The organism is Microcoleus sp. Pol7_B2 (genome assembly GCF_036701035.1).
Classification (GTDB): Bacteria; Cyanobacteriota; Cyanobacteriia; order Cyanobacteriales; family Microcoleaceae; genus Microcoleus.
This window is the reverse complement of sequence record NZ_JAUBQB010000056.1, coordinates 1-15,327: the sequence shown is the minus strand read 5'-3', so window position 1 is coordinate 15,327 and position 15,327 is coordinate 1. Positions and strand designations below refer to the sequence as shown.

The following is a 15,327-nucleotide window of genomic DNA, read 5'->3' as shown; positions in this document are numbered from 1 at the left end:
GCTCGCTGGCTGTTTTTGCCTAGTCCTTTTTGATGGACTTTTGGTTGAGGTAATCAGAACACATCTGTTTATCCTTTTGTGTCACTCTCGGGTTGGTTCTGAGATAATCGCTGATCCAGTTGCAGCCTAATGCCATCAGCCGATCGAAATCCCAAGTCCACAGTTTGATGGTCTTGTCATCGCTAGCAGAAGCCAATGTTAAGCCATCGGGACTAAATGCGAGGCTGAGGACCCGACTGCTATGCCCGGTGAGGGTTTTGATCTCTTTTCCGGCTTGCAGATTCCACAGTTTGATGGTCTTGTCATCGCTAGCAGAAGCCAATGTTAAGCCATCTCGACTAAATACGACGCTATAGACCTCATTGCTATGCCCGGTGAGGGTCTTGATCTCTGTTTGGGTTCGGACGCTAGGGAGCAATTCCTCATGCCCAGTGAGGGTTTTGAGCTCTGTTTGGCTTTGCAGGTTCCACAGTTTGATGGTGCCGTCATGGCTAGCAGAAGCCAATGTTAAGCCATCGGGACTTATGGCGACGCTATAGACCGAATGCTTATGCCCAGTGAGGGTTTTGATCTCTGTTTGGGTTTGCAGGTTCCACAGTTTGATGGTTTTGTCAGAGCTAGCAGAAGCTAATGTTAAGCCATCTCGACTAAATGCGACGCTCCAGACTTTATTGCTATGCCCAATGAGGGTTTTAATCTCTGTTTGGGTTTGCAGGTTCCACAATTTGATGGTTTTGTCAGAGCTAGCAGAAGCCAATGTTAAGCCATCTCGACTAAATGCGACGCTATTGACCGAATCCTTATGCCCAGTGAGGGTTTTAATCTCTGTTTGGGTTTGCAGGTTCCACAGTTTGATGGTGCCGTCATGGCTAGCAGAAGCCAATGTTAAGCCATCGGGACTAAATGCGACGCTACAGACCTTATTGCTATGCCCAGTGAGGGTTTTAATGTCTGTTTGGGTTTGCAGGTTCCACAGTTTGATGGTGCCGTCATGGCTAGCAGAAGCCAATGTTAAGCCATTGGTACTAAAGGCGACGCTATTGACCTTATTGCTATGCCCGGTGAGGGTTTTGATCGCTGTTTGGGTTTGCAGGTTCCACAGTTTGATGGTTTTGTCAGAGCTAGCAGAAGCCAATGTTAAGCCATCTCGACTAAATGCGACGCTCCAGACCTTAACCTTAACCTTATTGCTATGCCCAATGAGGGTTTTAATCTCTGTTTGGGTTTGCAGGTTCCAGAGTTTGATGGTGCCGTCATGGCTAGCAGAAGCCAATGTTAAGCCATTGGTACTAAAGGCGACGCTATTGACCGAACTGCTATGGCCGGTGAGGGTTTTGATTTCTGTTTGGGTTTGCACGTTCCACAGTTTGAGGGTTTTGTCAGAGCTAGCAGAAGCCAAGGTCTTGCCATCGGGACTAAATGCGACGCTATTGACCGAATTGCTATGCCCAGTGAGGGTTTTAATCTCTGTTTGGGTTTGCACGTTCCACAGTTTGAGGGTTTTGTCAGAGCTAGCAGAAGCCAATGTTAAGCCATCTCGACTAAATGCGACGCTATAGACCGAATTGCTATGCCCAGTGAGGGTTTTGATTTCTGTTTGGGTTTGCAGGTTCCACAGTTTGATGGTTTTGTCAGAGCTAGCAGAAGCCAATGTCTTACCATCGGGACTTATGGCGACGCTATTGACCGAATCCTTATGCCCAGTGAGGGTTTTGATCTCTGTTTGGGTTTGCAGGTTCCACAGTTTAATGGTTTTGTCAGAGCTAGCAGAAGCCAATGTCTTACCATCGGGACTAAATACGACGCTATAGACCTCATTGCTATGCCCAGTGAGGGTTTTAATCTCTGTTTGGGTTTGCAGGTTCCACAGTTTGATGGTGTTGTCATCGCTAGCAGAAGCCAATGTTAAGCCATCTCGACTAACTGCGACGCTATTGACATTTTTGCTATGCCTTTCCAAACTATTGCGCTCTTTTACTTGGGAAACTGCTTGTTGCAGTACAACCATCACTTGTTCTTTGATTGTAGTGTCGGCGGAAGCACCTAGTTGTTTGAATGTTTGCCCTGTTTTCAATGCTTCCAGCAGTGCTTGAAATGTCTGTCCCGAATGAAATGATTCATTAGAAAAAGCACTTTCCTGGATGATGGTATTGGCTAAAATCTTAGCTTGAGTGACTTGATAACTAGCAAACACAGATACTCCAGTTGCCACTAACATAGCCGCCCCAGCAAAAACCGAAGTCACAGTTTTAATCTTTAATGCCTTTTGCTGTGCCTTGGTTAGGGTCTGATTCGCTTCAGTCAAAATTTGATTAGCTTGTCTCTGAGCTTCTAAATCTCGTTCAACTTCCCGTTGTTGTAATTCCCGACTGGCATTTAAAAACTGATAATCTAAATCGCTCAAACTTTTGCCGGCCGCCCAAGCTTGAGCATCTTGCAAAGCCTGACCCCGCAACAGTCGCGATTCATCTTGGCAATCAGAATCTTGCCAAGCTTTAAAACTTTCGCTGTAGGGGCGGAGATTTGCTAATTGTTTTTCTACCCAATCAGCAGTAAAAACAGATTGATAAATTCTGTTATAAACTTTAAGTTTACCCGATTGCTGAACTACCAAACCTGTTAAGCGGAGTTCCATTTGTTCGGGAGTATTATCAGCGGCTATCTGATTTTGTTGTAAAATTTGCTGATAGATCCCCAGCAACCGACTGGCACGTTGTTTGCTGCGTAAAATGCGGTCTCGAATCGTCTTTAAATGCTCTGGCTCATCCTGTCCTTCCCAATTCTCAATCACCTTCTTTTTGACTAAATCCGCGACCAAATCAGGGGTAGTTTCGATTGATTGGAAATTCAGATATTTTTTGAGCAATTTACAAACTTTTTGCGTTAAAAATGGCTGTCCCCCAGTCCAAGATAATATCGCTTCTAACAATGCTTGATAATTTTCTAATGGAGTTTCTAAGCCTAATGCCAAAGGTTGTGCTTCTGCTAATTGAAAACCCGTTAACTCAATGGCACGGCCAATATTAAACGGAGTGCGAAGCTGATTAGTTATCAAATCGGAAGGCGTTGCTACCCCAATCAAAGCAAAGGTTAAACGGTTATATTCTGGCTTGTCGGCACGCTGGTTAAAACAATCACGAATCACTGCAAAAAAATCATCAATATTAAATGTTAAAGCCAATACGCTGTCAATTTCATCGACGAAAATCACGATAGATTTATCAATAAACTCCAGCAATACCTCTCCGATAAACTTGCTGAAACGTTGGACAGGAGAGACTAATTCGTGACTCGTCCACCATTCATAGGAATCGAAATTATTGTAGAGTTCAAAACTATTTACCAGCGAGTCAATAATTCCAAAATACCACTCTTTAGGAGTAATATTTGCAGTACCAATTGCTGTAATATCAACGGCAGCACAGGCAAATCCCTCTTGCTGCAATCTAGCCATTGTTTGCACCCGCAAGCTAGATTTACCCATCTGTCGCGAGTTGAGAACGTAACAAAATTCTCCGGCTTTTAATCCGTCATAAAAATCTTGGTCAGCTTGTCTCCTAACATAGGTTGGTGCATCTACAGGTAGGCTACCACCTACTTGATATTCGTAATGTAAATCAGGTTTGTCATTCATTAATGAACTCCCAATCGATCTTTAAAATAAAGGCGGCAGAGATTGCACAGAGGAATCACATCATTACCTCGCAACTTCACTAAACCCCTACTGCGAAGTTTAAACGCTAGATTGGCTTCTAATCGTACCGGAACCGAACTAGCAATTACTTGTTTCATTGCTGCTTCCAAATTTGGATCGGCAGTGAGATTAATTAAATGATGGCGTAAATGATCGCCGTAAATTCCTTCTTCGGTAGGCGCAGTCCGTAAAAATTCCTCTAAGGTTAAATAACCGCGAGCAATTTCATAAAGGGCTTTTCTTAACAGGTAAGGATGCCCATCTACCATTCCAATCAATTGTTCTATTTTGCGAGCATGCCAATTCAGTTGATGTTTTTGTACTAACTCAACAATTTCTTGATAGTTTAATTCTGGTAGATCGATTGGTAAACCTACATTAAAAGGTGACTGGTTGATATTCAAGGGAATATAAACTTCTTTGGAATGGGAAATTACTAAACGCAGTTTTTTCCAAGCTGGTTCGTTTTTTCCTTTTTCGTACCACGCCCGCAGTAAACCAAAGAATTCCTGCGCTACTTGGGGATATTGAAAAACTCGATCGACTTCATCTAATCCTAACGTTAATGGTGTATTAATTGTTGCTAACAGGTAGCGCTGAAAATAGTTGCCGCATTTTTGTTTGCTACCCATGCCTTGTTTCCAGTAGTCCGCTACTCGGTATTCTAAATTTAACTCATTAGTAATCTCACCACAAAACCATTGCAACAACTGATCGAGATTACTAAGAAAATTACCATCAGCAGATTGAAAGTTTAAATAGGCAGTTTGATGTCCCTGTTCTCTTGAATGGTGTAAAATGCGCTGTAATAAAGAAGTTTTACCCATTTTACGGGGTGATTTAATTCGGATCAAAGCTCCAGGTTGGGCAATAGTTTGGTAGCAGTCCGATTCAATGGGAGGACGAGCGATATATAGGGGTGAATCTAAACTAACAGAACCTTCTGGGTTATCTAAATTGAGGAGAGGAACAGGTGGTGAGGGGAGCGATAGCACATTTGCTAACGCAGAGGACGACTCCTCAAGTATATTGTCAATAGCAGGAACGATCTCTTGTTCTGCTGTCTCTAAGTCAGCCAAATCTAACTTCTTCTTTAAAACTGGAGTGAGTTCTTCCGGGATACCTGCCATACTGATACTAACGCAGCCTGACTTATAAGCAAAGTCTATAGATTCTCCGGCTGCCAGCGCGTCATAAAATCCTATAGCAAATTCCCTCGCAGCGTTGTCTCCCACCGCTTGCTTCATACCAATAACATAGGGAATGTGATGCGCGATCGCGCTGGCTTGTACGTCCGAATAGCAGGCGTTGAGTACCACGCATTCTACCCGGTCCATAAACAGCTCGAACAAACGTGCTAAAGCTTTTGCATTTACCAGTTTAATCTGTCCCATCTCATCCTCTAGAGCTAAACCCTCCTCTCCCACACCATGACCGGAAAAATGGACAATCTCTGGTTTATAATCGAGTACAGCTCGCTGCATATCTCGTGGCGTTACCGCCCACTGTTGCTCAAGTTGAAATTTTTCACGCTTTTTAGAGCGTTGCAACCCATCGGCAATTTCCTGAACCTCTTCACCTAAACGCAAAACCGTAGAGTTCTTAGGGTTCGCTGCTAAAAACAAGATCGTTTTTTTCTTTCTTGGGGAACTACTCATAAATCCGAATTTGACTAAAGGTGATTCGCTATTACTCCGTTTCCGCCCCAAGAATATCTAGTGAAGAGGACAAGGCTTTGCTGCGGGCTTTTATAGATATTGGCTCGCGATCGCCCCTACAAGATATTATTGTTTTTTCATGCCAATCTACTTACTAAATTAAGTGTACCAGCTCTACGGGAATATACTGTATCATGTCAGAGAAATTAACCACAATTATTGTAAAGACGGGTTCACGCGCGATCGGCAATATCAGCCATAACTCCCGTAAACCCGATTCGATTGGGAACTTTTAAGCTCGAAAATGCCCCAAAGCTTTCAATGCAAACTGTGGCAAAGCCAACATCCTGCGCCACCGCCAAGGTTCTTGATAAAGCCGGTACAACCATTCTAAATGATTGTCGCAAAACCAAGCCGGCGCGCGGTCTTTTGTTCCCGCCCAAATATCAAAACTGCCACCAACTCCCACCCAAATTGACTGAGGACAAAGGTGTCGGTGTTCGGCAATCCAAAACTCTTGGCGAGGCACTCCCAAGCCGACAAAAATCAGTTTGGGCTGCATTTGTTTGAGGCTTTCACGGAAATCTTTCTCTTCATCTGCGGAAAGATAACCGTGTTGAGAAGCAATCGACAATCCGTTAACCTTTTGTTGCCAATTTTCTGCAGCAGCAGCCGCCACTCCCGGGGAACCTCCAAAGAAAAATATTGGTTCCGAATCCGGCAATTTTCCGGCTTTTTGTAGCAGCGATTCTGCTAATTCAATCCCCGGATAGCGCTGTGCCGGTTTGCCACGCAGCCGCAAGTACAGCACCACTCCCGAACCGTCGGGAATCACCAGTTCAGCTTTGCGGATTACATCTGCTAAAGCCTGATTTTGCTCGGCTTGCATCGCCATTTCAGCATTCAGCGTCACGACGTGACTTCCTAACCCTTGATGCAGGCGCTGCATCAGCCAACCTGCATAATCATCTAATATGTGAACTGGTAGTCCCAGCACTGAAAATTGCGGGCGCGATACATCCATATTTTTTCTTTGATATTCCTACACACCTAGTTATTTAAATTAGCTGAGATTGGCGATCGACGCTAGAGCAGTTTGGGTCGCAAAAAACCCGGTTTGTGCCACCAAGAGTCTGTTAAGTAATCGTTCGGTGGCCCAGAAACCGGTTTTTTTGTAAGCGACGGGTCGCGCAAGTTCATTAGAGTTGGCCAGCCAAGTGCGATCGAGCATTAGCGTTCGATTTTTTTGACTGATCCGTCTGCGTACCATTCCATCGGTACTAGCTCAATTTTACCATTAATTTTCACTGTAGAGTAGACAACTTTCACGAAAGGAACGCTGTTATTATTGTGGTTTTGGGTAGACATGGCAATTACCTTCTTGTGTTTGGATAACTTGAGAAATGATCTAATCTCTGATATATTTAAAAGTCTATTCACCGCAAATCTACTCGCATCAGGAAAAACAAGGAAAACGAAATGGCGATCGCAACAACCCAGCGGCAAAGCAGGTTAGATTATTACTACCAGCAAATCAAAACCATCATCCTCAAGCGCCAGAACCCAATTACTGGTTTGCTGCCGGCGAGTACCGCCGTTAACGCTCACGGCGACTACACCGATGCCTGGGTGCGCGACAACGTGTACAGTATTCTCGCAGTTTGGGGTTTGGGTTTAGCTTACCGCAAAATTGATGACGATCATGGCAGAACATTTGAACTTGAACAGAGCACAGTAAAACTGATGCGCGGCTTGCTGTTTGCGATGATGCAGCAATCGAGCAAAGTAGAACATTTTAAAAATACTCAGTCGCCGCTAGATGCCCTGCACGCTAAATACAATACTCAAACTGGAAGTATTGTTGTCGGTGATGATCAGTGGGGACATTTACAGCTAGACGCTACATCTATATTCTTATTAATTCTTTCTCAAATGACGGCTTCCGGGCTGCACGTAATTTTTACAATTGATGAAGTCAATTTCGTGCAAAATTTAGTTTACTACATCGGTAGAGCCTATCGCACGCCGGATTACGGAATTTGGGAAAGAGGTCATAAAATCAATCGCGGCAATGCAGAATTGAACGCCAGTTCAGTTGGCATGGCAAAAGCAGCGCTCGAAGCAATAAATGGGTTGGATTTGTTCGGTATTCAAGGTTCTCAAGCGTCAGTTATTCACGTTTTGCCCGACGAAATTGCCAGAAGTCGCATAACTTTGGAATCGCTTTTGCCTCGCGAATCTAGTTCAAAAGAAGTAGATGCCGCTTTATTGAGCGTGATTAGTTTTCCGGCTTTTGCTGTGGAAGACCGAGAATTAATAGAACGGACTCGAAATAAGATTATTGACAAATTGCAAGGAAAATACGGCTGCAAGCGGTTTCTGCGGGACGGACACCAAACAGTGTTGGAAGATGCCGATCGCCTGCACTACGAACCCACAGAATTAAGGCAGTTCGAGCACATTGAATGCGAGTGGCCGCTATTTTTCACTTATTTGCTCTTGGACGGCATATTTCAGGGAAATCAAGCTCAAGTGCAAGAGTACCAGCAGCGTTTGGAATCTCTAGCAGTCGATCGCTCTGGTTTGCCGCTACTACCAGAATTGTACTACGTCCCCGCCGAAAATATAGAAGCAGAAAAGCTCAATCCCCGCAGCCAGCAGCGCTTACCCAATGAAAATATTCCCCTGGTTTGGGCGCAAAGTTTGTACTTTCTCGGTCAATTGCTAAATGAAGGATTAATCGCAGTGGGCGATATTGACCCGCTGGGAAGGCACCTGTCGGTCGGCCAACACAGAGAACCTTTAGTGCAAATTGCACTGTTAGCTGAAGACGAAGATTTGCAAGCACAATTAGCCGCTAACGGCATTGCTGCCCAAACCCCAAAACAGGTAGAACCCATTCAAGTCCGCCAGACTAAAGAATTATCAGCTATTTACACGCAAATTGGACGCAACGACCAATTAGGTTTAACCGGCCGTCCCGTGCGCCGTTTGCGGAGTTTAACAACTTCTCGGGTGTTTAAAATTCGCGAAGAGGCGATCGTATTTCTCCCCTCATTTTTGAACAGACAAGAGTTTTACTTAACTTTAGATTACCATTTTTTAGTAGCTCAAATCAAGAGCGAAATAGCTCACATTCACCGCCACTGGTATCAGTTGGGACGCCCTACGGTAACGCTGATGCTGACTCACACGATGCTGGAAACCGGTCGGGAAGCGTTGTTAGAATTAATGAAAGAATTCCGGGATGGACACTGTAATAACACGCCAGTTAAACTCGGAAACCTTAAGCAGTTAATGCTGACTGCTGGCACCGAAAGAATTGATCTCATGCACGATTTTGAATTTACCGAATCTCCGGTGACTGGTGCAGTAGAAACGCGCAGCTATCTAACTTACAATCCTGAAAAAACTTGGCCTTTAGGTCACACGCAAGAATTTAAATTAGAGTGCGAAACTAATACTCACTTCTTGCTAACTAGCCTGCGAGATTCAGAAAACTTGTACGAACAAATTGAGTTGCTGCACACCTTAGTTAGACTCAAAGGATTAAATTTTGATACAGTATTTGGAGGTGCAGAAGAAACAGTTACAGTTGTGGATTTGCTCAACGAAGTTTATACAAAAGCTGGAGAAAGTTCGCAATCAAAAATCCAATGGGCAGTCATCCGCCATGCCGCAGGTTTGCTGGACAAAGTTGATATCAGCTTGTCCGATGCGGTGACAGATATTTTGGTGCGGCAAAAACAAATTGCTGTGGGGAAAGCCTACAGCGAAGATTCGATAATTTCGCGACCAGGTTCTTACACGGAAGTGATGGACAAAATTCGCCAATTCTGTGGAGAAGATATTCGCGATCGAGTTCTCACCCAAGAAATTCTAATTTACCTCAGCGTCCTAATTAAAGCAGAACCGCAATTATTTAAAGGTCTGCTGACACTGAGAGTTAGCTACTTTATTCTGCTGTTAACAAGCGAATTAGCCCGCGAATTGGCAGTGACCCAAAATGAAGCTTACGAACATTTAATGCAGCTAAGTCCCTTTGAAATCAAAAATCGCCTGCGCCAAGTGTTGACAGAATACGAGGAAATGAATCAAATCCTTAAACAGCAAGAATCCCTGCGCGTCAAACAGGCGGAAAAAGATATTGAATGGGTAGTAGCGCCTGTTTCCGAAGAACCGCAAATGCCTGGGGGAGGATGGCGCCGGAAGCGGCAAATGGAAGGTACTGTCAATCGCGTACCGAAGGATTTTTATCCGAGTGTTTGGGGACTGCTGCGGCACTGCAAAGGCTTGATAATTGGCGACAAATTAGAGCGGCGCAATCGGTTAGATAGCCATATTATATTATCGGAAATGACGCCGGGAGAAAAGAATTTCGCGCTACAAATCGAGCATTTGTTGAATAAGATTGTGGCGCCGGAATACCGACAAGTCAATATTGAGGCGCTGATGGAGTTGGCGGCGATCGCCCAGCGTAACCCAGATTTGCAAGTAGAAGAATACATCGTTTTAGATGTATTAGTCGGTCACGCAGTGCGTCTGAATTGGCAAGGAAAATACCCGGAAAGAGCCGGTAAATACGACGAAGATAAAGCGGCTGCTTGGCAAGCTTTTTACAATACTTCGCCTTACGTTTGCGCGAGTCACGTACTCGATGCTTTCCGGTTCTTGACGAAGTTTGGATAGACAGGAATAAAGCAAGCGTGTCACACTCAAATCGAATTGTAGAGTGCCTCCGAGGAATTTTTCTAACAATTATCAAGGTTTTCTGGTCTGACGCACCTTGCTAACTGTGCCAGTTGCCTAAGTCATGATAGATTGAGTGTGGCTGGTTAGTAAAAGTGTCGATCAACCTTTGTGTAGTAAAGACTTCTGTTTTTTCTTTGCCAACTCATCAGCAAAGTATTATAACTATTTAACTGGACATGGTATGACAGGTTCGTAGTAGCGCCCAAACGCTACTACAAACCCCAAACTACAAAACTCCTTTAGAACTCGGAATCCGGCTGGCGCGGCGCGGATCGATTTCTACCGCCATCCGCAGAGCTCGCGCAAATGCTTTAAACGCCGCTTCTACAATGTGATGAGAATTTCCGCCCTGCAACTGTCGAATGTGCAGTGTCATTTGAGTGTGGTTCACCACCGCCGAAAAAAACTCTTTCACTAATTCGGTATCGTAAGTGCCGATCCGCTGGTTGGGAATTTCCAAGCTGTAACTTAAGTGAGGGCGTCCCGAAAAATCTAGCACTACCTCAATTAAAGCTTCATCCAAAGGTGCGATGAAATGTCCGAAGCGAGAAATGCCCGATCGATCGCCGACAGCTTTTGCTAGCGCTTGGCCTAAAGTAATTCCCACATCTTCGTTCGTGTGGTGGTCGTCAATCTCCAAATCCCCGATCGCCTGCACGTCCAAATCGATCAATCCGTGAGAAGCAATCTGGTGCAACATATGGTCTAAAAACGGAATCCCCGTAGACGCCTTGCAAGTTCCCACACCGTCGAGATTGAGGCTGGCCGTGACATCCGTTTCTAGTGTCGTGCGTTTCACCAGGGCGGCCCTAGCTGGTTGAACTGAAGTTGCAGGAGGTACAGAAGGGCGATCGATTATCTCCATAATTCGCAATTGGTCATTCATTAGTTATTGATAATTAGTAATTGAAGATTACAGCTTGATCGGCGCTGATTCTCAAGTATTTAGTTAAGAGAATTATGCAAAACTCAAAACTCTCGAAAGGGGCGGCTTTTGCATAAAACTTACTTGTTCAAGTTAAAGTTTATTGTCTCAACCCGCCCCTACATAAGCTGTTGCGGCATTTAAATTGTATGTCAAAAAACAATCAAACTTTTGTGGGGTGGGCGTCCCACCCGCCTCTAACATACAATTTAAATGCGCGACAGCTTAACTCAAAATTTTCGACAACTGTTACATTCCCATGATTTCGTAACCGGCATCGACATACAAAACTTGACCCGTAATTCCGCTAGCGAGATTGCTGCACAGAAAAGCCGCAGCATTTCCCACTTCCTGTTGAGTCACCGTCCGCCGCAGCGGGGCCACTTCCTCAACGTGGTGGATCATGTCCAGAATACCGCCAACTGCTGACGAAGCCAGAGTCCGAATCGGGCCAGAAGAAATCGCATTTACCCGAATATTTAACGGGCCCAGTTCAGCAGCCAGATAGCGAACATTCATTTCCAAAGCCGCCTTAGCAATTCCCATCACATTATAGTTAGGAACTACCCGGACGCCGCCCAAATAAGTCAGGGTCACAATACTGCCGCCCTCGGCCATCAGCGGTTTAGCAGCAGCACAAAGCCGCACCAGCGAGTAAGCGCTAATATCCAAAGCATTGGAGAAACCTTGGCGCGAAGTGTTGGTGAAATCTCCCGAAAGTTCGTCCTTGCCGGCAAAAGCCAGACAGTGGATCAAGATATCTAACTTGCCCCACTTGTCGGCGATGGTTTGAAAAGTAGACTCAATTTCGCTCTCGTCTTGGACATTGCAGGGCAAATACAGACTGGGATTGAGCGGTTCCACCAGTTCAGCGACTTTGCGCTCGTGCTTGCCTTTCTCGTCCTTCAAATAAGTTATGCCGAGGTTAGCCCCAGCTTTGTGGAGCTGCTGAGCGATGCCCCAGGCGATCGAGCGATTGTTGGCAATGCCCGTAACAAGAGCATTTTTTCCGGTCAAATCTATCATCTGTATTTCTTCTAGAAGCAACTAGCACCGTTCTCATTGGCTCTCTGCGACAACCCCGGCAGTTTAGACACAACTGATTCAGCTTTAACTGATTCAGACACAATTGAGACACAATTGAGACACAATTGATATTAATTTTGCTGTGGAGCTACATGGGGGCGGAATTGAAAAAGTTAAGAGAAGGGCTAGATTTAATCATACAGTGCGTGTTTACCTTAACATTAGATGGAAGTAACCGAATCCTTGGATATTGGAGGTTGGGCTGTATATTTACTCAATAAAGGTTAATCGGCAAGTTATAAAGTATTGATTAGTACAAAGGATCTAGTCGTGACGCATGATAGACCGCTAGCAGCCGTGTTCCGCCAAATCAGCGGCGGGGCGTTTCCACCCATTGTGGAAACCTTTGAACGGGGCAAGACAATTTTTTTCCCTGGAGACCCGGCTGAGCGCGTCTACGTTCTCATTAGAGGTGCTGTGAAGCTCTCCAGGGTGTACGAAGCAGGGGAAGAAATTACAGTCGCCCTCCTGCGCGAAAATAGCGTATTTGGGGTGCTGTCTCTGATTACGGGACACCGATCGGACAGGTTTTACCACGCGGTGGCCTTTACGCCGGTAGAGTTGATCTCGCTGCCGATCGAACAAGTCGAGAAAGCGCTCAAGGAAGACCCGGAACTCTCGATGGTGATGCTGCGGGGACTGTCGTCTCGGATTTTGCAAACCGAGATGATGATTGAAACGCTGGCGCACCGAGATATGGGTTCGAGACTCGTCAGCTTTTTGCTGATTCTGTGCCGGGATTTTGGCGTGCCCGGTACAGAGGGGATTACGATAGATTTGAAGCTGTCCCACCAGGCGATCGCCGAAGCGATCGGCTCGACACGGGTAACTGTGACTCGTTTGCTCGGGGATCTCAGACAAGAAACCATGATCTCGATCCACAAGAAAAAGATCACAGTCCACAACCCGGTGGCTTTAAGCCAGCAATTCACTTGATGCCGAGAAAGTATGCGATTTTGGATTTTGGATTTTAGATTCAATCCAAAATCCAAAATCCAAAATCTAAAATCGGAATGACTGCTGGATACATCCTGGTATTTGTAATTTTAGTGTTAGGGGGTGTGATCGCCACTGTCAGCGATCGCCTTGGGACGAAAGTCGGCAAGGCAAGGTTGAGCTTGTTCAAACTTCGCCCCCGCGATACTGCTGTTGTTGTGACAGTGATGGCTGGCAGCATCCTGTCAGCACTGACTCTGGGCATTTTGTTTGCTACTAGCAAGCCGCTGCGAACGGGAGTTTTTAGAATAGACGAGATTCAAAAAAGGCTCAACAACGCCCGCAGAGAAATCAACCAAGCCACTCAAGAAAAAAATCGAGTTGAAAGTGAATTAGCTCAAGCCAGAGCCGCTCAAGCGCAAGCTAGAGCCAATTTAGAGCAAATTAATCAATCGCTCCAAGCAGCTAATGCTGAGCAAGCTCGGACGCAAACAAAATTAAACTCGCTGCGAGCCCAGCTCAACAGCGTGCAAGCAGCCAAGTCTAAAACTGAACAGCAGTTAAGTCAGGTAGAAGCGGCTAAATCTAAGACAGAAGAACAGCTCAGCAGCGTGGAAGCAGCTAAATCCCGCACCGAAGAACAATTGAAACTGGTTGAAACGGCCCGATCAAGTACAAAAGCTCAGCTCGATCGCACCGAGAACCAATTGAAAACAGTTTCTGCTCAAAAAACGACTTTAGGCTCGGAAATCGCCCAACTGCAAGAAGAGCGCCAAGAGTTAATCGACCAGGTAAAAACTCAAATTGCCCAGCGCGATCGAGAAATTGCCAAGCGAGACGCAGAAATTGCCCAGCGGGACAAGGAAATTGTCGATCGCAACGAACTAATTGCCCAGCGGGACAAGGAAATTGCCCAGCGGGTGCAAAATCTGGCCGAGCGCGATCAAACTATTGTCGAGCGCGACAAAGTAATTGCCGAGAGGGAAGCACTCTTAGAAACCTTGGCACAGCAACAAACTCAACTCGAACAGCAACAAACTTTATTGCAGCAGCAAGTGCAAGTTTTGGAACGCGATTTTCAGGCAATCCGCGAGGGTACAGTTGCCATCAGGCGCGGTCAAATTTTAGCAGCAGGCGTAGTTCGCATTATCGAACCCGGTATGGCGAGTCGCGCGATCGATCGGCTTTTGCAAGAAGCAAATAAAACCACCGTCGGACTCATGCAGCCGGAAAATAAGAAGGTTAGAGCCCAGGTTATTCAAATTACTAAAGCCGAAATCGATCAACTAATTAGTCAGATTAAAGACGGTCAAGATTACGTGGTGCGGATTGTCGCCGGCGCTAATTACCTGCGGGAAGAAAAGGTCATTAAGGTATTTGCAGAAGCAGAAATCAATCGAGTGGTTTTCCGCGCTGGAGATGTGATTGCAGGGGTTGCTGTCGATCCGGTGACTTTGACCGACGAACAGGTGCGGCAGCAGTTGCTGCAATTGATAGAAGCTTGTCAATTTCGCGCTCGCCTGATCGGTGTTGTCGGCGGTAGAGTTCAAGTGGCAGACAATCAGATTGAAACTTTGGCTGGTTTTATCGAGCGATTGCAGCAGTACGAGAAACCGCTTGACGTTCAGGCGATCGCCACAGATATCACTTACATCGCCGGCCCGCTTAAAATAGATTTAGTTGCTCTTGAAAACGGAGCAGTTGTTTTCCGCACCGGACAACAAACACAAGGCCCAGGAGACTTGAAAATTAAAAAATAAATTTGGTAATTAATAATTGGTAACTGGCTATGATTTTAGGTTTCGATCCAGGTAAAGACAAATGCGGCATAGCTGTAATGGGTAGAGATAAGAACGTCTGCTACCATCAAGTTGTGCTGTCGGAAGCAGCGATATCTACTATTCAATCTCTGTGCGAACAGTTTTCGATTGAGTTATTGGTACTCGGAGATCAAACGACTTCTAAGAGTTGGAAACAAAAACTGACGCAGAGTTTGTTACCTGCGCTCAAAATTGTTCAGGTGGACGAGAGGTACAGCAGTTTAGAAGCGAGGGAACGCTACTGGCAAATTTACCCCCCGACGGGACTCGACCGCTTGATTCCGAAGGGAATGCGGACGCCGCCGAGACCGGTGGACGATATTGTGGCGATCGTCTTGATTGAGAGATATTTGAATAAAAGTTAGTCAATCTTATAACCGTTATAGTCATTTCAAATAAATGTGAGACAGAGGTAAGATCATGATAAAATCGATAAAAATAGTTAATTAGAAAAAA

Annotated in this window: 10 protein-coding genes; 4 read left to right on the top strand and 6 right to left on the bottom strand. The window is 45.4% G+C overall.

The features are described 5' to 3' along the window. Positions 1–19: 19 nt before the first annotated feature. From QUA57_RS19700 to QUA57_RS19685, 4 genes are all read right to left on the bottom strand, one after another. Complete coding sequence (locus QUA57_RS19700; protein WP_333063173.1) at positions 20–3,634, bottom strand: AAA-like domain-containing protein; 3,615 nt, start codon at positions 3,632–3,634, stop codon at positions 20–22. Further along, the gene (locus QUA57_RS19695; protein WP_333063172.1) at positions 3,634–5,352 is read right to left on the bottom strand and encodes an AAA-like domain-containing protein; all 1,719 of its coding nucleotides are present in this window, start codon (positions 5,350–5,352) and stop codon (positions 3,634–3,636) included. Before QUA57_RS19695 ends, QUA57_RS19700 begins: the two co-directional genes overlap by 1 nt. A gap of 292 nt (positions 5,353–5,644) precedes the next feature. Beyond that, a complete protein-coding gene (locus tag QUA57_RS19690) occupies positions 5,645–6,376 on the bottom strand; it encodes a WecB/TagA/CpsF family glycosyltransferase (RefSeq protein WP_333063171.1) in 732 nt (243 codons plus the stop codon). A gap of 206 nt (positions 6,377–6,582) precedes the next feature. Next, positions 6,583–6,720 (bottom strand): hypothetical protein, encoded by a 138-nt coding sequence (locus QUA57_RS19685; RefSeq protein ID WP_333038037.1) that lies wholly within the window; start codon positions 6,718–6,720, stop codon positions 6,583–6,585. Between the two features lie 111 nt (positions 6,721–6,831). On the opposite strand from QUA57_RS19685, the gene QUA57_RS19680 reads away from it, so the two are divergent. Further along, positions 6,832–10,041, top strand: coding sequence for a glycoside hydrolase family 15 protein (locus QUA57_RS19680; protein WP_333063170.1), 3,210 nt, complete (start codon positions 6,832–6,834; stop codon positions 10,039–10,041). Positions 10,042–10,330: 289 nt separating this feature from the next. Here the strand turns inward: QUA57_RS19680 and hisB are convergent, their stop codons facing one another. Next, positions 10,331–10,969 carry an imidazoleglycerol-phosphate dehydratase HisB gene (hisB, locus tag QUA57_RS19675; RefSeq protein WP_190657741.1) on the bottom strand — a complete coding sequence of 213 codons (639 nt, stop codon included), beginning with the start codon at positions 10,967–10,969 and terminating at the stop codon, positions 10,331–10,333. 309 nt (positions 10,970–11,278) lie between these two features. Beyond that, positions 11,279–12,055: an enoyl-ACP reductase FabI gene (gene fabI / locus QUA57_RS19670; protein ID WP_333038047.1), complete on the bottom strand. Its 777-nt coding sequence runs from the start codon at positions 12,053–12,055 to the stop codon at positions 11,279–11,281. 330 nt (positions 12,056–12,385) lie between these two features. On the opposite strand from fabI, the gene ntcA reads away from it, so the two are divergent. The 3 genes from ntcA (at position 12,386) to QUA57_RS19655 (ending at position 15,236) form a co-directional block, all read left to right on the top strand. Next, positions 12,386–13,051: a global nitrogen regulator NtcA gene (gene ntcA, locus QUA57_RS19665; protein ID WP_006634020.1), complete on the top strand. Its 666-nt coding sequence runs from the start codon at positions 12,386–12,388 to the stop codon at positions 13,049–13,051. Positions 13,052–13,128: 77 nt separating this feature from the next. Beyond that, positions 13,129–14,811 carry a DUF3084 domain-containing protein gene (locus QUA57_RS19660; protein WP_333063169.1) on the top strand — a complete coding sequence of 561 codons (1,683 nt, stop codon included), beginning with the start codon at positions 13,129–13,131 and terminating at the stop codon, positions 14,809–14,811. A gap of 29 nt (positions 14,812–14,840) precedes the next feature. Then, a complete protein-coding gene (locus QUA57_RS19655; RefSeq protein WP_333063168.1) occupies positions 14,841–15,236 on the top strand; it encodes a pre-16S rRNA-processing nuclease YqgF in 396 nt (131 codons plus the stop codon). Positions 15,237–15,327: the final 91 nt, after the last annotated feature.